Annotated in this window: 13 protein-coding genes; 4 read left to right on the top strand and 9 right to left on the bottom strand. The window is 64.3% G+C overall.

Annotated features, from left to right (window positions below):
- Positions 1 to 933 carry a phosphatidate cytidylyltransferase gene (locus ACIP02_RS05885; RefSeq protein WP_400614185.1) on the top strand — a complete coding sequence of 311 codons (933 nt, stop codon included), beginning with the start codon at positions 1 to 3 and terminating at the stop codon, positions 931 to 933.
- 256 nt (positions 934 to 1,189) lie between these two features.
- On the opposite strand, the gene ACIP02_RS05880 is transcribed toward ACIP02_RS05885, so the two are convergent.
- Positions 1,190 to 1,465: a metal/formaldehyde-sensitive transcriptional repressor gene (locus ACIP02_RS05880; protein ID WP_400614182.1), complete on the bottom strand. Its 276-nt coding sequence runs from the start codon at positions 1,463 to 1,465 to the stop codon at positions 1,190 to 1,192.
- 70 nt (positions 1,466 to 1,535) lie between these two features.
- Between ACIP02_RS05880 and dmeF the strand changes: the two genes are divergently transcribed.
- Positions 1,536 to 2,444, top strand: a complete 909-nt coding sequence (dmeF, locus tag ACIP02_RS05875) for a CDF family Co(II)/Ni(II) efflux transporter DmeF (RefSeq protein ID WP_400614180.1) — start codon at positions 1,536 to 1,538, stop codon at positions 2,442 to 2,444.
- A 96-nt stretch (positions 2,445 to 2,540) separates the two neighbouring features.
- Positions 2,541 to 2,885, top strand: coding sequence for a cupin domain-containing protein (locus ACIP02_RS05870; RefSeq protein WP_400614178.1), 345 nt, complete (start codon positions 2,541 to 2,543; stop codon positions 2,883 to 2,885).
- Between the two features lie 212 nt (positions 2,886 to 3,097).
- On the opposite strand, the gene mmsB is transcribed toward ACIP02_RS05870, so the two are convergent.
- Both mmsB and ACIP02_RS05860 read right to left on the bottom strand, forming a co-directional pair.
- The gene (mmsB, locus tag ACIP02_RS05865) at positions 3,098 to 3,985 is read right to left on the bottom strand and encodes a 3-hydroxyisobutyrate dehydrogenase (protein ID WP_400614176.1); all 888 of its coding nucleotides are present in this window, start codon (positions 3,983 to 3,985) and stop codon (positions 3,098 to 3,100) included.
- A 10-nt stretch (positions 3,986 to 3,995) separates the two neighbouring features.
- On the bottom strand, positions 3,996 to 5,522 hold the full coding sequence (locus ACIP02_RS05860) for a CoA-acylating methylmalonate-semialdehyde dehydrogenase (protein WP_400614174.1): 1,527 nt from the start codon (positions 5,520 to 5,522) through the stop codon (positions 3,996 to 3,998).
- 132 nt (positions 5,523 to 5,654) lie between these two features.
- On the opposite strand from ACIP02_RS05860, the gene ACIP02_RS05855 reads away from it, so the two are divergent.
- The gene (locus ACIP02_RS05855) at positions 5,655 to 6,605 is read left to right on the top strand and encodes a LysR family transcriptional regulator (RefSeq protein ID WP_400614171.1); all 951 of its coding nucleotides are present in this window, start codon (positions 5,655 to 5,657) and stop codon (positions 6,603 to 6,605) included.
- 244 nt (positions 6,606 to 6,849) lie between these two features.
- Here ACIP02_RS05855 and ACIP02_RS05850 read toward each other — a convergent pair whose 3' ends face one another.
- The 6 genes from ACIP02_RS05850 to recC all read right to left on the bottom strand — a co-directional run bounded on the left by ACIP02_RS05850 (position 6,850) and on the right by recC (position 18,637).
- Positions 6,850 to 7,341: an OmpA family protein gene (locus ACIP02_RS05850; RefSeq protein WP_400614170.1), complete on the bottom strand. Its 492-nt coding sequence runs from the start codon at positions 7,339 to 7,341 to the stop codon at positions 6,850 to 6,852.
- A 4-nt stretch (positions 7,342 to 7,345) separates the two neighbouring features.
- Positions 7,346 to 8,617 carry a diguanylate cyclase domain-containing protein gene (locus ACIP02_RS05845; RefSeq protein WP_400614168.1) on the bottom strand — a complete coding sequence of 424 codons (1,272 nt, stop codon included), beginning with the start codon at positions 8,615 to 8,617 and terminating at the stop codon, positions 7,346 to 7,348.
- Positions 8,614 to 9,180, bottom strand: a complete 567-nt coding sequence (locus ACIP02_RS05840) for a YfiR family protein (RefSeq protein ID WP_400614167.1) — start codon at positions 9,178 to 9,180, stop codon at positions 8,614 to 8,616. The genes ACIP02_RS05845 and ACIP02_RS05840 overlap by 4 nt, the downstream gene beginning before the upstream one ends.
- A gap of 231 nt (positions 9,181 to 9,411) precedes the next feature.
- On the bottom strand, positions 9,412 to 11,487 hold the full coding sequence (gene recD, locus ACIP02_RS05835; RefSeq protein WP_400614165.1) for an exodeoxyribonuclease V subunit alpha: 2,076 nt from the start codon (positions 11,485 to 11,487) through the stop codon (positions 9,412 to 9,414).
- Entirely contained in the window at positions 11,484 to 15,158 is a 3,675-nt protein-coding gene (recB, locus tag ACIP02_RS05830; RefSeq protein ID WP_400614163.1) for an exodeoxyribonuclease V subunit beta, read from the bottom strand. The genes recD and recB overlap by 4 nt, the downstream gene beginning before the upstream one ends.
- A complete protein-coding gene (recC, locus tag ACIP02_RS05825; protein ID WP_400614161.1) occupies positions 15,155 to 18,637 on the bottom strand; it encodes an exodeoxyribonuclease V subunit gamma in 3,483 nt (1,160 codons plus the stop codon). Before recC ends, recB begins: the two co-directional genes overlap by 4 nt.
- Positions 18,638 to 18,993: the final 356 nt, after the last annotated feature.

The following is an 18,993-nucleotide window of genomic DNA, read 5'->3' as shown; positions in this document are numbered from 1 at the left end:
ATGGACGACAATACCGTTTCCCTTTTTGCCGGCATCGGCGCCTTGCTGCTGCTCGCCAGCGTGATCGGCCGCTTGCTCAAGTGGCGCGCCGGCCCGGCACCGCACGCGGTAATCGACAACCTCAACGCCCGCATCAACGCCTGGTGGGTAATGGTGCTGGTGATCGGTATCGCGTTTGTGTTCGGCAAGTACGGCGTGATCGTGCTGTTCTATGGCGTGTCGTTCTACGCCTTGCGCGAATTCATGACCCTCACGCCGACCCGGCGCAGCGACTACCCGGCGCTGGTGGCTGCGTTCTATGTAGCGCTACCCGTGCAGTACGTGCTGATCGCCATGGACTGGTACGGCCTGTTCAGCATCTTCATTCCGGTGTACCTGTTCCTGCTGTTACCCATTCTGGCCAGCTTCGGCGGTGATACGACACGCTTCCTCGAACGCGCCTCGAAAGTGCAGTGGGGCTTGATGATCGCGGTCTACTGCGTGTCGTCGGTACCGGCCTTGATGACCCTGGATATCCCGGGTTATGAAGGTCGCAACCTGCTGCTGATCGCCTGGCTGATCCTGGTGGTGCAGATCAGCGATGTGTTGCAGTACGTATGCGGCAAGCTGTTTGGCAAACACAAGGTAGCGCCCAACCTTTCCCCCTCCAAGACCGTCGAAGGCCTGGCCGGCGGCGTGGCGCTGGCCACGCTGATCGGCGCCATGCTGTGCTGGATCACCCCGTTCAGCTTCTGGCAGGCTGCGCTGATGGCGCTGGCGGTAAACGCCATGGGCTTCTTCGGCGGGCTGGTGATGTCGGCAATCAAGCGTGACCGTGGGGTAAAGGACTGGGGGCACATGATCGAAGGCCACGGCGGCATGCTCGACCGCATGGATTCGGTGTGCTTTGCCGCGCCGGTGTTCTTCCATTTTGTGCGGTATTGGTGGGCATAGCTATACCCCCAGGGGGTATACGCGACACAAGCCTCATGGAACTGCGCATAACTCATTGAATTGGCGGGGGCACTGTGGGAGCGGCTTTAGCCGCGAACACCGGCGCAGCCGGTGCCATGTACCACGTTGGATTCTTCGCGGCTAAAGCCGCCCCCACAGGGTATGCGGACTGCTTGCGAACTCAGTTACCTGCGCGACAGCGCGGCCCAAAGGGCTGGGCGCGTATTTAGAATGAGAACGCGCCACTGCCGCGCAATCACTTGAGGTAAGAGCGCAACAACGCCGCCACCTTGTCCGCCTCGTCCTGCCGTTCCTCGGCACTCAGCCCGTCCGCCACCAGGTGTTCGCGGATATGCCCTTCCATCACTTCGGCCATCAGCCCGTTCACCGCGCCGCGCACGGCGGCAATCTGCTGCAGGATCGCCAGGCAATCCTTGTCATGCTCCAGCGCCGTCTCCAGGGCGGCGGCCTGGCCTTTGATCTTGCGCACCCGGGTCAGCAGCTGCTTCTTGCTCTTCAGGGTATGTGCCATTGGATTTCACACCATGCTAGGTATACTGGGGTATAGTATATTTCTCGACGTTCCGGGAGCATGATAAACCATGGCGACACAAACCTCAGACCGCTGGCAGCACAGCCATCAGTTCCACACCAGCAACCTGGGCGCCGAGCGCAAGACGCGGCTGGCGGTGTGGTTGACCGCCGTGATGATGGTGGCGGAAATTGCCGGGGGCTGGTTCTTCAACTCCATGGCCTTGCTGGCCGATGGCTGGCACATGAGCTCTCATGCCCTGGCCCTGGGTTTGTCGCTGCTGGCTTACGCTGCCGCAAGGCGCTATGCCGCTGATCGACGCTTTGCCTTCGGCACCTGGAAGATCGAAATTCTCGGCGGCTACTCCAGCGCCCTGCTGTTGCTCGGTGTGGCCGGGCTTATGGTGTTCCAGTCGGTGGAACGGCTGCTGTCACCGGGGCCGATCCACTACGACGAGGCGATCCTCATCGCCGTGGTAGGCCTTGCCGTCAACCTGACCTGCGCCTGGCTGCTACGGGATGATCACCATCATCATGACCACGGCCATCACCACCACGACCTGAACCTGCGCTCGGCCTACCTGCATGTGATGGCCGACGCCGCCACCTCGGTGCTGGCGATCGTCGCCTTGCTGGCCGGCAAGTTCTGGGGCGCCAGCTGGCTCGACCCGGTCATGGGCCTGGTCGGTGCACTGCTGGTGGCGCTGTGGGCCCGCGGCCTGCTGCGCGATACCGGGCGGGTACTGCTGGACGCCGAGATGGACGCCCCGGTGGTGGAAGAGATTCGTGAAGTGGTGGCGCAACTGCCGGTCGCGGCCAGTATCACCGACCTGCATGTGTGGCGCGTGGGCAAGGACCAATACGCCTGCATTCTCGGCCTGGCCAGTCAAGGCGCTCTCAGCCCCGACAGCGTTCGCCAAGCCCTGGGTGTGCACGAAGAGCTGGCGCACATCACTGTCGAGGTAAACCGCCTGGCATAGCGCGGGCAGGCAGCTGGACGTCGAGCCCAGGCAACTGCAGCCCGGCATATGGCCCTATGGTGACGAGTCATTCAGCCAGTCACCAGGAGTTGTGCCATGTCCGATTTCATCACCGTCCTGCGCGAAACCTGCCCGACGCCGGTCGTGGACGCCACCAAGTGGAAGCGCGTCGGCGGCGATCCGCACACCGTCAACCTCAACGCTTACCTGTCGGCCGACGGCAGCAAGATCATGGGCACCTGGATCTGCACCCCGGGCAAGTTCGAGGTCAACTATGACAAGTGGGAGTTCTGCCACTTCCTCGATGGCTACTGCATCATCACCCCGGAAGGCGAAGAGCCTAAGCACCTGAAAGCGGGTGATGTGTTCGTGATCGAGCCGGGGATGAAAGGTACCTGGGAAGTGGTCGAGACGGTGCGCAAGTATTTCGTCTTTGCCTGATCCCACTGCTCACATAGCTTTTTGTAGGAGCGGGTTTACCCGCGAATGCGGCGGTGAGGCCACTGCAGCATTCGCGGGTAAACCCGCTCCTACAACGACCGCGTAATACCTGTAGGCGTGGACGAAAAAAATCGCGGTTCAAGCGCCCTGCCCTCTGGTGCGCAGTTACAGAGGGAAGGCCGCCTGGCCCGCGATGAAGCCCACCTCTTGCATCAGTCTTTCTTGCGATAACCCTCGACGATGGCCGAGAAGTCCTTGCCGCCCTCGCCGCGCAGGCTCATGGCCTGGTACAGCTGCTGGGCCACGGCACCGAGGATCACCGGTTGGTGGGCCTGGCGTGCCGCTTCGGTCGCCAGCCCCAGGTCCTTCAACATCAGCTCGGCGCCAAAGCCACCGGTGTAGCCGCGTGATGCCGGCGCGGTCTCGATAATGCCCGGCCACGGGTTGTAGGTGTCCGAGCTCCAGCAACGCCCGGTCGAGCTGTTGATGATGCCGGCCAGCACCTTGGTATCGATGCCCAGCGCGTTACCCAGGGCCATGGCCTCGGACACGCCGATCATCGAGATACCCAGCAGCAGGTTGTTGCAGATCTTGGCGATCTGACCGGTACCGACCTCACCGCAGTGCACGATGTTGCGACCCATCTGCTCCAGGACCGGCTTGAGGCTGGCGAACAGCTCGGCGCTGGCCCCGACCATGAACGTCAGGGTGCCGGCCGCCGCGCCACCCGTGCCACCGGACACCGGCGCGTCGCCCATGTCCACGCCCTTGGCCGCTGCGGCCTTGGACACATCACGCGCGGTCTGCGGGTCGATGGTGCTGCAGTCCACAGTGGGGGTGCCGGGGCGAATGCCGGCCAGCACACCGTCTTCGTTCAGGTACACGCTGCGCACATGGGCTGCAGCCGGCAGCATGGTGATCACCAGTTCGCTGTTGGCTGCCGCGTCCTTGGGCGACAGGCTGATCTGCCCACCCAGTTCGGCCAGTTCGGCGAGCACTGCCTTGTTCAGGTCGAACAGGTTCAACGGGTGCCCGGCCTTGATCAGGTTGCGGGCCATGGGCGCGCCCATGTTGCCCAGGCCGATGAATGCAATACGCATGAGGTGCTCCTTAGCGCAGGCTGATGGTGGTGTTCACACCGTCGTTGACGCTGTCGTCATCGAACCAGCGGGCAGTAACGGTCTTGGTCTGAGTGTAGAACTGCACCACTTGCTTGCCGTACGGGCCGAGGTCGCCGAGCTTGGAGCCACGGGAGCCTGTGAAGCTGAAGAACGGTACCGGTACCGGGATCGGGATGTTGATACCGACCTGGCCGATGTCGATTTCGCTCTGGAACTTGCGCGCTGCCGCGCCGCTTTGGGTGAACAGGCCGGTGCCGTTGCCGAACGGGTTGGCGTTGACCAAGGCGATCGCCTCGTCGAGGGTATCGACCTCCAGGGTCACCAGCACCGGGCCGAAAATTTCCTGGGTGTACACCTGCATGTCGGTCGTCACCCCGGAGAACAGGGTCGGGCCGACGAAATTGCCTTGCTCGTAGCCCGGCACTTTGACGTCACGGCCGTCGAGTTCCAGCTTGGCGCCTTCCTTGATGCCGCTTTCGATCAGGCCCAGCACACGTTCCTTGGCGCGCTTGGAAACCACCGGGCCCACGTCGGTGCCTGGCTCGCAGCCGGCATTGACCTTGAGCTTGCTGGCGGCGTCCTTGATATCCGGCAGCCATTCGCGGGCCTTGCCCACCAGTACCGCCACCGAAGTGGCCATGCAGCGTTGGCCCGCCGCACCGAAGGCGGCACCGACCAGGGCGTTGATGGTTTGCGTGCGGTTGGCATCGGGCAGCACCACTGCGTGGTTCTTGGCGCCCATCATCGACTGCACGCGCTTGCCGTGCTGGCTGCCCAGGTTGTACACGTGGGTGCCCACCTCGGTAGAACCCACGAAGGAAATCGCCTTGATGTCCTGGTGGGTGCAAATGGCATCCACCACCTGCTTGCCACCGTGCACCACGTTCAGCACACCGGCCGGTACACCGGCTTCCAGCGCCAGCTCGACCAGCAGCAGGGTCGACAGCGGGTCTTGCTCGGACGGTTTGAGCACGAAGGTGTTGCCGCAGACAATGGCCATGGGGAACATCCACAGCGGGATCATTGCCGGGAAGTTGAACGGGGTGATGCCGGCGCAGACGCCGATTGGCTGGCGCAGGGTGTAGGTATCGACACCGCCAGCGACGTTCTCGGCAAACTCGCCCATCTGCAGGGTACCGATGGACGCGGCATGCTCCACCACTTCCAGGCCGCGGAAGATATCGCCCTCGGCGTCAGCAAGGGTTTTGCCCTGCTCGGCGCTGAGCACCTGGGCAATGCGTTTGGTGTGTTCGCGGATCAGCGCCTGCAGCTTGAGCATGATGCGCATGCGCGCGCCGATCGGGGTGTTGCGCCAGGTCTGGAAGGCGCGATGGGCAGCGGCCACGGCAGCGTCGACTTCTTCGACGGTAGCAAACGGTACGCGCGCCAGCACCTCTTGGGTGGCCGGGTTGACGATGTCGCGCCATTCGCTGGTTTTCGACTCGACCCACTGGCCGTCGATCAGCAGCTTGACCTGCTCGACTTTGGTGCTGCTGGGGGATTGCGGTGCGTTCATCTGCGTTCTCCTTGGAATTATTGTCGGGACGAGATCGCCAGCGCCGGGCAAACGCGAGGTGGCGTCCTGAGGCTTGTTTCGAGTATAGATGTGCAAACATCCAACAAGAACGCACAAAAAAACCGGATCATCATGCAAAAAGACCTCACATCCCTGAGCGCGCTCAACTGGGACGATTTGAAGTTTTTCCTTGAAGTGGCCCGCACCCGCAAGGCCAGCAGCGCCGCCAAACGGCTGAGCGTGGACTACACCACGGTGTCTCGGCGCATCAGTTCGCTGGAAGGCGCGCTGGGTACCCTGCTGTTCGAAAAATCGCGGACCAATGGCTTTGTCCTCACCGCTGAGGGCCAGCGCCTGCTGGGCTATGCCGAGTCGATCGAAAGCACGCTGCACATGGCGTGCGAGCAGGTGTCCGGGTCGGGCGTGGCCTTGTCGGGGCATGTGCGCATGGGCTGCACCGAAGGTTTTGGCAGTTTCTTCATCACCCCGCAGCTCAGCCACTTCGTCGATGCCTACCCGGCAATCTCGGTGGATATCCTGCCGCTGCCGCACTTCATCAGCCTGTCCAAGCGCGAAGCCGACATCGTTATTGCCCTGGAACGGCCGGAGCATGGACCTTATGTGTGCTGCAAGCTGTGCGACTACCGCTTGCGGCTGTACGCGACCCAGGATTACCTGGACAACCACGCGCCGATTCGCCAGGTGGCGGATTTGGCCAGGCACCCGTTCATCAGCTATGTGGATGATTTGGCGTTCAGCTCGGAGCTGCTGTACCTGGCCAACCTGATCCCCAACGCCAACGCGCATTTGCGCAGTACCAGCGTGATTGCCCAGTACACGGCGGCGTTACAGGGGCGTGGGTTGGCGATTCTGCCGTGCTTCCTGGCGGCGCAGGACCCGCGGTTGGTGACGGTGTTGCCGGAGGAAATCGAGGTGACGCGGCAGTTCTGGATGTATTGCCGGGAGGATTTGAGGAAGTTGAAGCGGATTACCCTGTTGTGGGATTACATACGTGGGGTGACCGAGGCGAATGCGCCGTTGTTGATGGGGGAAACGCGGGAGATGCGGTTTGCTCAGGAATGAAGGGGTTGCTGCGCAGCCCATCGCCGGCAAGCCAGCTCCCACAATTTCCAGGTATGCACAGTACGCGTAGGAGCGGGTTCACCCGCGAACACCGGCGAAGCCGGTGCCATGTACCGACTCGCCTGCTTCGCGGGTGAACCCGCTCCTACATCGACCGCGCTAGCCCAGGGGTAATACAAATCCTGTGGGAGCGGGTTTACCCGCGAACACCGGCGCAGCCGGTGCCAGGCCTGTGGGGCAATGGTCAGTAGGACGCGACCACGATGGATACCCTGCGGTTTTCGGTACGCCCGGCGCTGGTGCGGTTATCCGCCACCGGCTGGCTGCTGCCCAGGCCACGGTTCTGGATGTTCTGCGCCGGCATGCCAACCCCGACCAGCGCCTTGGTCACGCTCTGCGCGCGGCGCTCGGACAGCTGCTGGTTATAGGCTGCCTTGCCGGATGAGTCAGCATGCCCGTCCACTCGCACGCCTTGGATACCAACGCCAAGCAGCGCCTTGCCGATGCGCTCGACAATCGCCTGGCTTTGCCCGTTGAGGCTGTCCAGGTCGCTGCCGAACAGCACCTTGCCAGACAGGTCGTATGCCCAGCCTTCATCGGTCGGGGTGAAGCCTTCGCGCTTGAGCACGGCAATCTGTTCGGGGGTAAGGCCCTTGGGCGTTGTACTCTGGCAGCCGGTCAGCGCCAGCACGGCGAGCAACAAGGCCCACAGGGGGAAACGTATAGCCTGTATCACGGGTTCAACTCCTGTTCTTGATATCGGTGGCGGACCGTTCCGTCTGCGCCACTTGCCAATGGCCACGGCGTTTGCGCTTGGCCTGGTACATCGCAGCATCGGCGGCATTGAGAAGACTGGCGGGGTCAGCGCCGTCATCCGGGTAATAGGCAATACCGACACTCAGTGAAGTGGCGATACTGCGGCCGCTGTCCACCTGCACCGGCAGCTTCATGCTGGCCACGATCTTTTCGGCAATGTGCTCGGCGTCGCGGCGCGTATGCAAAGGCGTCAGCAACACGGCGAACTCGTCGCCGCCCAGGCGCGCCACCAGGTCGTGCTCGCGCAGCTGGGCGCGCACGCGGTCGGCCACGCTGATCAGCACCTCGTCCCCCACGGCATGGCCAAGGGTGTCGTTGATTTGCTTGAAGTGGTCGCTGTCGAGGAACAGCAGCGCCAGGTGCTCCTGCTGGCGCGCCGCATTGCGCAGGCTGCGGCTCAGGCGCCCTTCGAAGAAGGCACGGTTGGGCAGGCCGGTGAGGCTGTCATGACTGGCCTGGTGGGCCAGGGTCTGGTTTTCGTTCTGCAGGTGGCTCTGCCACACCTCCAGTTCGTCCAGCAGCGCGTTGAAGTCGTTGCCCAGCTCGTTGAGCTCGGCAATCGCCGCTTCCGGCACGCGTCGGTCGAAACTGCGCTCGCGGCGTGCAGCGTGCGCGACACTGGCCAGGCCGCGCAGCGGGCGGGTGATGTCACTGAGCATGCGCCGCGACAGGTACTGGGCGGCCAAGGCACTGAGGATCGTGCAGAACAGGATGCCGGCCACGCCGCTCAGCAGGAACAGCAACAAGCTACGCCCCTGGCCGACCAGCTCGATGTGCCCGACCTGTTGCTGCTGGTGCATGATCGGCAGGTTGACCGGCTCATCCAGCAAGGCGGTGGCGACCTGCACTTCCAGCTGGGCGAGCATGCCGGTATCGCCGCGCTGCCAGTGCGCCAGCTGCTCGCCTTCGTTGTTGAACACCTTGGCCTCGGCCACTTCCTCACGGCTGGCGATCAGCGCCAGCGACTCATTGGCCGCAGCGCTGTCATCGAACACCACCGCAGCTTCGACGGTGTAGTTGATCGAGCGGGCAATCAGCTGCAGGTTGTGGTTGGCGTACACACGCAAGGCCAGCACACCGAGCAGGGTCAGGGAGATACCGGCCAGGCCCACGGCGAGCAAAGCGACACTGAGGTGGCCACGGCCGAGGACTGAGCGCAGGGTCGGGCGCACGCTGCGTTTACGGGTCGGCTTCATGGCTGCACCGCCCGGCGCCGCGACAGTTGCAGCACGCTGGGGTGAATGCGCACGCCGGAGCGCGCCACTGAATCGAGGTTGACCTCGAAGGCCACCTGCTGGTCGCTGACCCGCAGGCAGAACAGGCTGCCGACCGTGCACGGGTCGTTCGCCTCGCTGATGCTCAGCACTGGGTGGCCGCTGACGCGTTCGAACAGTTTGTCGCGCTGGCCTTGGTCGAGCTTGCCGATATAGATGGCGTCGCAGGCCTGGGCGACCTGGCTATCGTCTGCCAGCAGGCGCTTGACCTGCAACGGGCGGCCGGATTCCTGCACATGGCCCTTGATCAGGTCGTCGGCGTATTCGGTGGGGCCGACCAGGCACAGGCGCAACGGTAAAGGTTCGACGGGCCAGCGGGCGTAGCTGAAGATGCCCAGAACCACCTGGGTGACGGCCTTGGCGCGTTGCTGCGCCTGGGCGGCGGTTGTGGCGGTTTCTGCCCGGGCGGGGCCTGCAGAAAGGAACAGGACGGCCAGCAATAGCGAAAGCGCACAGCTTGTCACTCGCCTTGCGGCCACGTGCATGTGGGGGTCTCTCAGGTCCTTTGCGGTATCGGCGCAACGATAGCACATGGCCGCACCCGTGTAGGAGAGACACTGGTCTCTGAGGTGTACGCAATCCCTGTAGGAGCGGCCTTGTGTCGCGAAAGGGCTGCACAGCAGCCCCTCGATATCTGCTGCCCTGCTGACATCCGGGGGCCGCTATGCGGCCCGATCGCGACACAAGGCCGCTCCTACAGGGGACCGCGTCCGCTATCAGACCTGCTCCAGCATCAACCCGGAAATTCGCCGAACCTTGCGCGCCACGGCCTCTTCGAAAATGCCCTGGCGTGGCTCAACCAGGCTGAAGCAGTGCTTGGCGCGGGTGATGCCGGTGTATACCAGTTCCTTGGTCAGCACCGGGTTAAGCGCATCCGGTAGCACCAGTGCGGTGTGGCCGAATTCCGAGCCCTGGGACTTGTGCACAGTCATGGCAAACACCGTCTCCACTTCGTTGAGCCGACTGGGCAGAACGAAACGCACCCCGCCGCTGCCGTCGTTACGCGGGAAGGCCACGCGCAGCAGCGGCTCGCCACGCTCGTCGGGCAGGCGCAGGGCAATGCCGATGTCGCCGTTCATCAGGCCCAGGCCGTAGTCGTTGCGGGTTACCAGCACCGGGCGACCTTCGTACCACGGCTGCTGGCTGTCGATCAGCCCAGCATTGTGCAGCACCCGCGCCACCCGCTCGTTGAGGCCTTCGACACCCCAGGCGCCGCGGCGTACCGCGCAGAGCAACTGGAAGTCTTCAAAGCTGAGCAACACCTTGCCCGCCCATTGCTCCCAAGCGGGGTCGTCAAAAGCGGTATCGAGCGACGGGCGGTAGCGGCCAAGGGTGCGCAGGTAGCTACGGTAACCTTGCGGGCCTTCACTGCCGCGGTTGAGGCCGTCGAGCAGCAGGCGGTCGAAGGCGCGGTCCTGCTCGTGCTTGAGGGCCAGGCTGTGCACGTCAGCTGGCGGGGCAGCCAGCAGGTTGCGCGCCGCGTGGGAGTCCTGGCGGTTGACCCATCGGGCCAGTTGGCCAATGCCGCTGCCTTCGCCAAAACGCCGTGAAAACCGCAGCATCACCACTTGCTGGGCCAGCGGATGGCGCTGTTCATCCCCCGTCTTGAGGCCGCTGCCGGCCATGGACTCGCCACTGATCTGTTCAAGCCACGCGCCAGTCGCCGGTGAGTAATAACCTTCCTCGGCGTCCCGACACAGGTCGCCCAGCACCGCACCCGCCTCGACCGAGGCCAGTTGGTCCTTGTCACCCAGCAGGACAAGACGTGCCCGTGGCGGCAGGGCATCGAGCAGGTTGGCCATCATTTCCAGGTCGATCATCGACGCTTCATCGACCACCAGTACATCCAACGGCAGCGGGTTGCCGGCGTGGTGGCGGAAGTGCCGCGAGCCCGGGCGGCTACCGAGCAGGCGGTGCACGGTGCTGACTTCGGTCGGGATCTGCCCGCGCACGTCGGCGCTGACTTGCAGGCGTTCGACCTGCTGGCCAATCGATTCGGTCAGGCGCGCAGCGGCCTTGCCGGTCGGGGCCGCCAGGCGGATGCGCAGCGGCCTGCCCTGCTCCACTGCCGGTGCTTGCAGCAACGCCAGCAGGCGCACCACGGTGGTGGTCTTACCGGTGCCGGGGCCGCCGGTGATGATGCTGAAGCCAGCCCGTGTGGCCAGCGCACAGGCAAGCTTCTGCCAGTCTACCTGCCCGGCGGGTGCCCCCCCCTCGAACAGTTGGGCCAGGCGTTCTGGCAGGTCCGCTGGCGGCGCTTCGGCCTGCGTCAAGCGCTGGCGCAGGGTATGGTCGATGCGCCGCTCGTAACTCCAGTAACGGCGCAGGTACAGGCGCTCGCCACTGAGTACCAGCGGCCGCGCTTGCTGGCCCGGGGTATCGCCAGCGGCCACCAGTGGGCTGGCAGCGATACGCTGGCGCCAGGCATTCAAATCGAGGTTGGCCAGCAGCTGCGATGGCAGCAGCAGCGGGCCGGTCAAGGCATCACCTTCCGGCGGCAACGACAGGGCAAAGTCGGGCTCGGCCAGGGTTTGCTGCAGGTCGAGGCAGACGTGACCATGGCCCAGTTGGTGGCTGGCCAATGCCGCCGCCAGCAACAGTAGAGGGTCGCTGCCGGGCGCACGCTCTTCGAGGAACGACACGAATGCACGGTCCAGCGCACGCAGCCAGCCGCGCTCTACCCAGCGATCGAGCAACTGCAGCAGGTCACCGCTGTCATGCTGTGGCGCCAGCGCCAGCAGGTGCTCGGCGTGCAACGGGGTGGGCAACAGGTCGACAAGGCTGCGGCTCATGGCTCGGCTCCGGCAAACAGGTCCTGCTGTACCGGCGGGTGCTCGCCACGGAACAGCGCATCGAGGCTTTCGATCAGCTCGCGCGGTGGCTTGACGTGGTACACGCCATGGCCACTGCTGCTGGCGCCGCGCAGGAAGATGAACAGGGCACCGCCAACATGACGGTCGTAATCGTAATCCGGCAGGCGCGCGCGCAGCTGGCGATGCAGTGCAAGCAGGTACAGCACGTACTGCAGGTCGTAACGGTGTTCAAGAATGGCCTTTTCCATGGCCAAGGCGTCGTAGGCCTGGATGTCCGGGCCCAGCCAGTTGGACTTGTAGTCGGTCACGTAGTAACGCCCGTCCAGCTCGAACGCCAGGTCGATGAAGCCCTTGAACATGCCGTTGAGCACGGTGGGCTGCGCCGCCGGGCGCGCCAGCCCCTTATGGGTATGGCGTGCCACCAGGCGGTCGAGTTGCTCGGCGTCGACCCGGTGGCTGGCGAACCAGAATTCCATTTCGATCTGGTAATGACGCAGTTGCCCCAGTGTCACGCGCAGTTCGCTGCCCGGCAGTGGCAGCGCCTCACCCAGCAAGCGCTGCATCCATTGGCTGAGGGTGGGAATCCAGCCGGTCCAGTCGCGACGGTTGCAACGCTGGCCAACGGTTCGTTCGATCAGTTGCGGATTACCGCTGACCTGGCTGAAACCTTCGCGGCCTGCCCATTCCAGCAAACCATGCAGGAAGGTGCCGGGGTTCGGCCCACGCGGGAAGCGGTGGATATCACCGCTGTCGGCCGGGACTTCGCGCAGCAGCTGCGCATCGACCACCTCGTCATCCAGCAGTTGCTGGGCCTGAGAGCTGTCGGCCCCGAGGGTCTGGTCACCCACGCGCAGGGCACTGTAAGACGCAATCCACCAGTGTTCGGCGGCAGCCCGGCGTGGCTTGCGTGCCGGCAGCAGCTCGCGTTCAGCGTGCGGCATGCGATACACCTGCTCATCCGCCTGCGGCAGGCCCGGGCAGGTGATGTGCGGGCACGTTGCCGCCAAGGCCTGCAACCAGTCGTTCAACTGCGTCGAAGCGGCCAGGGGAAGGCCACCACCCAGCAGGTAGCCGAAGGCCGAGCGGTGCAGCTGCGAGCTCTTCTGGTTGCCACGCTTGAGGTCGGCGACACCCAGCCAGCAGGCATGCTGGGCGCGGGTCAGGGCCACGTAGAGCAGGCGCAGGTCTTCAGCCAGGCGCTCGTCGTCGGCGCGCTCGATCTGTTCCGGGTTGGGCGTCAGGGTAAGGTGCGCATTGCCCTCGCTATCGTGCCAGGCCAACGGCAGGCGGCTGCCGTCGACAGGCTTGCTGGTGCAGATGAATGGCAGGTAGACCAAGGGATATTCCAGGCCCTTGGATTTGTGGATGGTTACCACCTTGACCAGCTGTTCATCGCTTTCCAGCCGTAGAATCTGTTCTTCACCTGCCTGGCCGGAACTGGCCAGGTGCTCGGCCAGGTGCCGAATCAGCGCCTGTTCGCCGTCCAGTTCGCCGGCGGCCTGCTGCAGGAGTTCGGCGAGGTGCAGCAGGTTGGTCAGCACCCGTTCGCCATCGGTGCGGCGAATCAGTGTGCGCGGTAGCTGAAAGTCATGCAGCAGGTGGCGCAGCATGGGCAGCACACCCTGGCGCTGCCAGGTGTCGCGGTAGTGGCGAAAACGCATGACCCAGCCTTCCCACACCCGTTCGTCCTGGTTCAGCCGGTCCAGCGCAGCCAGCGACAGGCCAAGGGTAAGGCTGGCCAAGGCGGCCTTGAGCAGGCGCTCCGAGTCGGGCTCGGCGCAGGCCTTGAGCCAGGCCAGCAGGTCGTGGGCTTCTTGCGCGGCGAACACCGAGTCCTTGTCGGACAGGTACACACTGCGCACATCACGCGCGGCCAACTCGGCGCGGACCATTTGCGCTTCATGGCCATCACGCACAAGGATGGCGATGTCCGAAGGCAGGCACGGGCGCAGTTCGCCGTCGGCATTCCGGAAGCCAGCCGTGCCTTGCTGGCCGCCATTGAGCAAGGCGACGATATGGCTGGCGCAACTGGCTGCCAGCTGTTGGCGGTAGACCGTGCTGGAGACCGGCTCTTCGCTTTCCAGCTGCCAGCATTGCAGGGCTGCGCTGGTTTCACCGTCAATCATCAACTGCTCGCTACGGCCTTTGGCGCGCACTTCGATGAACGGCAGCGGGTTGTCATGGGCCTCGCGAAACAGGAATGCTCCGCGCCCCGTTTCCCGCGCCTCGGCCTGCAGGAACACCTGGTTGACCGCCGCGACCATGGCTTTGCTGGAGCGGTAGTTGGTGTCCAGGCTGTGCAGCCGACCACGGGTGGCACGCCGTGCGGCGAGGTAGGTGTAGATGTCGGCGCCACGGAAGGCGTAGATCGCCTGCTTGGGGTCGCCGATCATGAACAGGCCGGTTTCCGGGCGGTTTTCGCTAATCTGGTAGATGCGTTCGAAAATGCCGTACTGCACCGGGTCGGTGTCCTGGAATTCGTCGATCAGCGCCACCGGGAACTGCTCGCGGATCAGCCCGGCCAGGCGCTCGCCGGCCTCGCTGGCCAAAGCGTGCTGCAGGCGCACGAGCATGTCGTCAAAGCCCATTTCCGCACGTCGGCGTTTCTCCACTTCGAAGCGTGCCGACACCCAGTTGGCTGCGTGCTCAAGCAAGGGCGCATCCGGGCTGTCCAACGCTTGCAGTTGTTGCTGCAAGGTCTGCATGGCATTCAGGGCCGGGTGCTCGGGTGGCTCGCCCTTCCAGGCCTCGGCCATGCCGCCAGGTGTCAGCCGGGTGAAGCCGGTTCCCAGGTCCAGCTCCACCTGTTGTTCATCACCCGCCCAGGCGCAAAGCTTGTCGAACCAGGGTTCAAAATACCGCGCCTGCATCTTGCGGCCGTCGGCCTGCTTGGCCGCCAGCGCATCGCGACAGATCTGTCGCAACTCTTCAGCCCACTGCGCCCATGGCGCCTTGAGCCGGGCCAGCTGTTCGCCACGTTGCTGCAACGATGCCTGGATCAGTGCCGCCGGTTCTGGCCCGTCCTGCTGGGCACGCACGCGTCCGAACAGCGGGCGAATACGCGGTAGCAAGGCGTCGGGGCTGGCCCAGTGGCCGCGCACCCAGGCCAGCGCGTCACCCTGCATGCTGTAGCAGAAGCGCCGCCAGTAATCGCGCATGACCTGGCCCAGCAACTCGCTATGGTCGGTTTCCAGGGTCTGGGTAAACAGGCTGCCGCTGTCGAAAGCGTGCTCGCGCAGCATGCGCTGGCACCAGCCGTGAATGGTCGAAACCGCCGCTTCGTCCATCCACTGCACGGCAATTTCCAGGCGCCCGGCACAACGCGGCCAGGCCTCTTCAGGGTAATCGTCACGCAATTGGTGCAGCAGCGGGTCGGCGCCTTCCAGTTCGCCACGGAAAAACCGTGCGGCTTCCGCCAGGCGGGCGCGGATACGTTCGCGCAGCTCCTTGGTGGCGGCGTCGGTGAAGGTCACCACGAGAATCTGCGGTGGCAGCAACTCGCGCTCGAAACCCTGCTCGCCACCGTGACCGAGGATCAGGCGCAGGTACAGCGCCGAAATGGTGAAAGTCTTGCCGGTGCCGGCACTGGCCTCGATCAACTGGCTGCCATGCAGGGGGAAACTCAGTGCCAGGGGACGGACCTGGGTCATGCGCCTTTCTCCGGGTTGCCCAGGGTTTGCCAGGGGGCGGTGAACAATGGGCGATACAAGGTTTCGCACCAGCCTTCAAAGGTTTCGTCAGCGCTTAGCGCGGCGAAATCGCGGAACTGCCGGGCCAGGGCAATGCTTTCGCTGCGCTCGCCGAAGCGGGTGCGTTCATCGCCCTCATAGGCACGGGCGGCGGCGGCCAGGGCCTTGTCGGCATCGTCCTGGGCCAGCCAGGCAAATGCGGTCTTGGCAGCGACCGACAGTGGCGCGTTCATTGCGGCCTGACGGGCCACCAGCAGGTCTCCCAGCAGCTGCGCAGCCGTTTCTTGCGGCAGCGGCGCAAGCAATAGGGTCAGGTCGCTGGCTACCAGCGCACTGTTGTAGGGGTAACCCGCCGCGCAGGCCGCCAGGTGCGTGACCCAAGGCGCGATCAACCGGTGCCATTTGAGGTTGTTGCGCCCGGCACTAATGGTGTTGGGTACCGTGGTGATGCTGAGCAGGCTCTGGTCATCGGCCTGGAATACCCGGCCCAGCCAGCCTTCCAGACGGTGCCGGCCGTGTACGAAATGAATCGGCAAGGCGCCCTCGACCAGCTGTGGCCAGCGCTGCAACAGTTGCTGATGGCGCTGTAGCAGGTCGGGGAGCGGTTCGATCAACTCGCTTTGCAGCAGCTCGCCGAACCCGGCCAGTGGCAGCAAGCCGCAGGCTTGCAGGCGCCGGGCCTGGGCCCGCAGCGCCAGTTCGGCTTTGTCTGGCTCGGCCAGGGCGGCGCCAAGCAGGCTTTCGCTGGCGCCGTAGCGTTGCAGGGTGTCGAGGACGAAGGGTTCTTCGTCCGGGGTCGGCGCTTCCAGTGCTTCGAAGTACACCTTCAGGCGCTGGCTGAAGAAGTGCCGCACCGGGTGGCGCAGGAAGTCATTCAGCTGCGTCAGGCTCAGGGCTTCATCGTCGTCATAAGGTGGCAGGCCGGGGTCTTTCTGCTCCTCGTCCGCGCCTTGCTGGTGCAACAGCTGCCATTCGTGGGCATAGCTGAACAGCGGGCTGCCCTTCTGAAAGTAGCGTGGGCTGAACGGTTGCAGCGGATGCTCCTGGGTCAGGGCGTGCAACAGTTGCTCGCCCGGTTGCTCTGGCTGGCCCTGCACCGCGCCATCCAACTGCCAGCCTGCGGCGATGTGATCGCGCAACTGGCCAATCAACACCGAGGCCGGGCGTTCGCTGTTATCGCGAATACTGCGCCCGACCCAACTGACATACAGCTGGTCACGTGCCGACAGCAGCGCTTCGAGCAACAGGTAGCGGTCGTCTTCGCGACGTGAGCGGTCCCCGGGGCGGTAGTCGCTGGCCATCAGGTCGAAGTCCAGCGGCTGCTGCGCACGCGGGTAGTCGCCATCGTTCATGCCCAGCAGGCAGACCACCCGGAACGGGATGGCGCGCATGGGCATGAGGGTGCAGAAATTAACCGAGCCAGCGAGGAAGCGTTGCGACAGCTTGCCCTGGTCCAGGCCTGACAGCCAGGCTTCGCGTACCACGGTCAGCGGCAACGGATCTTGCAGGCCCACGGCCTCGCACACCTCAAGCCAGCTGTCGCGCAGGTCCTGCAACTGCATCACCAGGAACTCGTCATGCTCGCCCTCGGCGAGGAAGAACACTTGCAACAGGGCATGCAGGCGCTCGCCCCACTGGCCGACGGTGGCAGGCTCGGACAAGGCCTGGCAGGCGACGTCGAGCGCATCGAGCAGGGCGACCAGTGGGCCGATCAGGGCGGCATCGAGACCCCCGATTTCATCGTAGGGTTCGATGCCATCACAAGCCTCACCAACACCCACTGCATAGCCGAGCAGCATGCGCCGCAGGCCGAAGCGCCAACTGTTCTGCTCGAGCCCGGCAGGCAAGCCCAGGCTGGCCCGCTGCTCGGCGTTGAGGCCCCAGCGAATGCCTGCGCCCTCGATCCAGCGGTGCAGGGTGGGCAAGTCGTTTTCACGAATGCCGAAGCGGGCGCGCACTGCCGGTACGTCCAGCAGGTCGAGCACTTCACTGACCGCGAAACGGCTGTCTGGCAGTTTGAGCAGGTGTTCGAGGGCGATCAGCAAAGGCTCGCGGCCACGCTGGCCCTGATCGGTCAGGGTGAACGGGATGTAGCGCGGGTCGTTGCGTTGCAATTGGCCAAACACAGCCCGGATATGTGGCGCGTAGGTGTCGATGGCCGGCAGCATGACGATCACGTCACGCGGGCGCAAAGTGGGGTCGGCGCTGAAGCGGGCCAACAGCTGGTCGTGGAGGATTTCCACTTCGCGTTGCGGGCTGTGGGCTACGTGGAATCGGATCGAACGGTCCTTTGCCGTGTCGACTGGCGACCAAAGCTCGCGGGTTTCGGCGAGCGGTCGCAGCTCCAGGATATCGTCCTGCAGTTGGTTGAGTAGCGTGGTGGGGGAGCCGTCACTGAACAGGTCGATGCGGCCATCGCTGAACACGCCTTGATAGCTGCCCGGGTCGTCATAGCTGTCGAGCAGGTTGATGTAGTCGCGGCCTTGCTTGCCCCAGGCGGCCAGCAACGGGTGAGCATGCTGGTGCAGCGACTGGTCGTCCAGTTGCAGGGGCATGCCTTGCTTGCGTTGCTGGCGCTTGTACTGATGGCGCAGCAGGTCCTTGTCGGCAACGATGTCTGCCCAGTGGTGACGGCAGGGGTTGTGCACGCACAGCAGCACCTGGCTGAACCGCGCCAGGCCTGCCAGCGCTTCCAGGGCCTGGGCGGGTAGCGAGGAAATACCGAACACGATGACGCGCGGTGGCAGCCCGGGGGGGGCCTGTTCAAGGCTGTTTATCCGTTCGATGAAACGTTGATGCACACCGGCTCGGCTCTGGGCCATACCCTGTTCACCGACATCTTCCAGCAGGGCCCGCCATAGCTCCGCCTGCCAGCGGTTACCCGGCGGCAGCGCTTTACGCTCACCACGGGCAGTGTTGAGGATGTGCTCGCCGGCAGCCCAGTCCTTGAGCCAATCGGCGCGGTAGACCTGATATTGGTCGAACAGGTCGGCCAGGCGCTCGGAGAGCTGGTAGCGCTTGCGCAGGTCGCTGTCGTCAATGAGGAAGCGGCGCAGCGGCTCGAAATGCGGGCGCTCGATCAGGGCTGGCAGCAGGCGCATCAGGCGCCAGGTCAGTGGGGCCTTGTCGAGCAAGGACACCTCGGGAATTTCGTCGCGGCCCAGCACACTGCGGTACAGCTGCCACATGAAGCTGCCGGGCAGCTGCACGTCGATTGCAGCGGCGATGCCACAGCCGCCCAGGTCATCTTCCAGCGGGTCTTCGGCCAGAGCCAGTTTCAGCCATTGGGCGATACCGTTGCTTTGCACCAAAGCGATTTCGTTTTCCAGCGGCGCCAAGGGGTAGCGACGCATCCAGCTCACTACCAGGCTGCGCAGGTCGTCGAGGCGGTTGCCGTGAACGATCATGAAGCCGGGGTGGAGATGGGTGGTGGTGAGCATCGGGAGGTCTCTGGCAGGCGCGGGGGCTGAGGGGGAACGATATCACGCGGGCGTTAAAGGGCCGAATGGCGGCAGGCTCCTCACCTGTTTACTCGGTCCCTGTGGGAGCGGCTTTAGCCGCGAACACCGGCGAAGCCGGTGCCATGCACCGCGCTGCCTGCTTCGCGGGTGAACCCGCTCCCACAGGTAATCGGGCATGGCCGGGGATCTGCGTACGGCTTGAGATTTTTGCACCACAAAGACAAAACCCCTACCTGCATACGCAGATAGGGGTTTTGCGAAATGAATCTTGACGATGACCTACTCTCACATGGGGAAACCCCACACTACCATCGGCGATGCATCGTTTCACTGCT

Origin of the sequence: Pseudomonas sp. NPDC089408, from assembly GCF_044749445.1 — a bacterium.
Taxonomy (GTDB): Bacteria; Pseudomonadota; Gammaproteobacteria; order Pseudomonadales; family Pseudomonadaceae; genus Aquipseudomonas.
The sequence above is the reverse complement of the archived record's forward strand: the minus strand, read 5'-3'. Positions and strand labels throughout refer to the sequence as shown.

What these genes read in the sequence shown, in the direction of transcription:
- ACIP02_RS05885 (WP_400614185.1), top strand. Translation starts at nt 1, where the DNA reads ATGGACGACAATACCGTTTCCCTTTTTGCCGGCATCGGCGCCTTGCTG.
- ACIP02_RS05880 (WP_400614182.1), bottom strand. Translation starts at nt 1,465, where the DNA reads ATGGCACATACCCTGAAGAGCAAGAAGCAGCTGCTGACCCGGGTGCGC.
- dmeF (WP_400614180.1), top strand. Translation starts at nt 1,536, where the DNA reads ATGGCGACACAAACCTCAGACCGCTGGCAGCACAGCCATCAGTTCCAC.
- ACIP02_RS05870 (WP_400614178.1), top strand. Translation starts at nt 2,541, where the DNA reads ATGTCCGATTTCATCACCGTCCTGCGCGAAACCTGCCCGACGCCGGTC.
- mmsB (WP_400614176.1), bottom strand. Translation starts at nt 3,985, where the DNA reads ATGCGTATTGCATTCATCGGCCTGGGCAACATGGGCGCGCCCATGGCC.
- ACIP02_RS05860 (WP_400614174.1), bottom strand. Translation starts at nt 5,522, where the DNA reads ATGAACGCACCGCAATCCCCCAGCAGCACCAAAGTCGAGCAGGTCAAG.
- ACIP02_RS05855 (WP_400614171.1), top strand. Translation starts at nt 5,655, where the DNA reads ATGCAAAAAGACCTCACATCCCTGAGCGCGCTCAACTGGGACGATTTG.
- ACIP02_RS05845 (WP_400614168.1), bottom strand. Translation starts at nt 8,617, where the DNA reads ATGAAGCCGACCCGTAAACGCAGCGTGCGCCCGACCCTGCGCTCAGTC.
- ACIP02_RS05840 (WP_400614167.1), bottom strand. Translation starts at nt 9,180, where the DNA reads ATGCACGTGGCCGCAAGGCGAGTGACAAGCTGTGCGCTTTCGCTATTG.
- recD (WP_400614165.1), bottom strand. Translation starts at nt 11,487, where the DNA reads ATGAGCCGCAGCCTTGTCGACCTGTTGCCCACCCCGTTGCACGCCGAG.
- recB (WP_400614163.1), bottom strand. Translation starts at nt 15,158, where the DNA reads ATGACCCAGGTCCGTCCCCTGGCACTGAGTTTCCCCCTGCATGGCAGC.
- recC (WP_400614161.1), bottom strand. Translation starts at nt 18,637, where the DNA reads ATGCTCACCACCACCCATCTCCACCCCGGCTTCATGATCGTTCACGGC.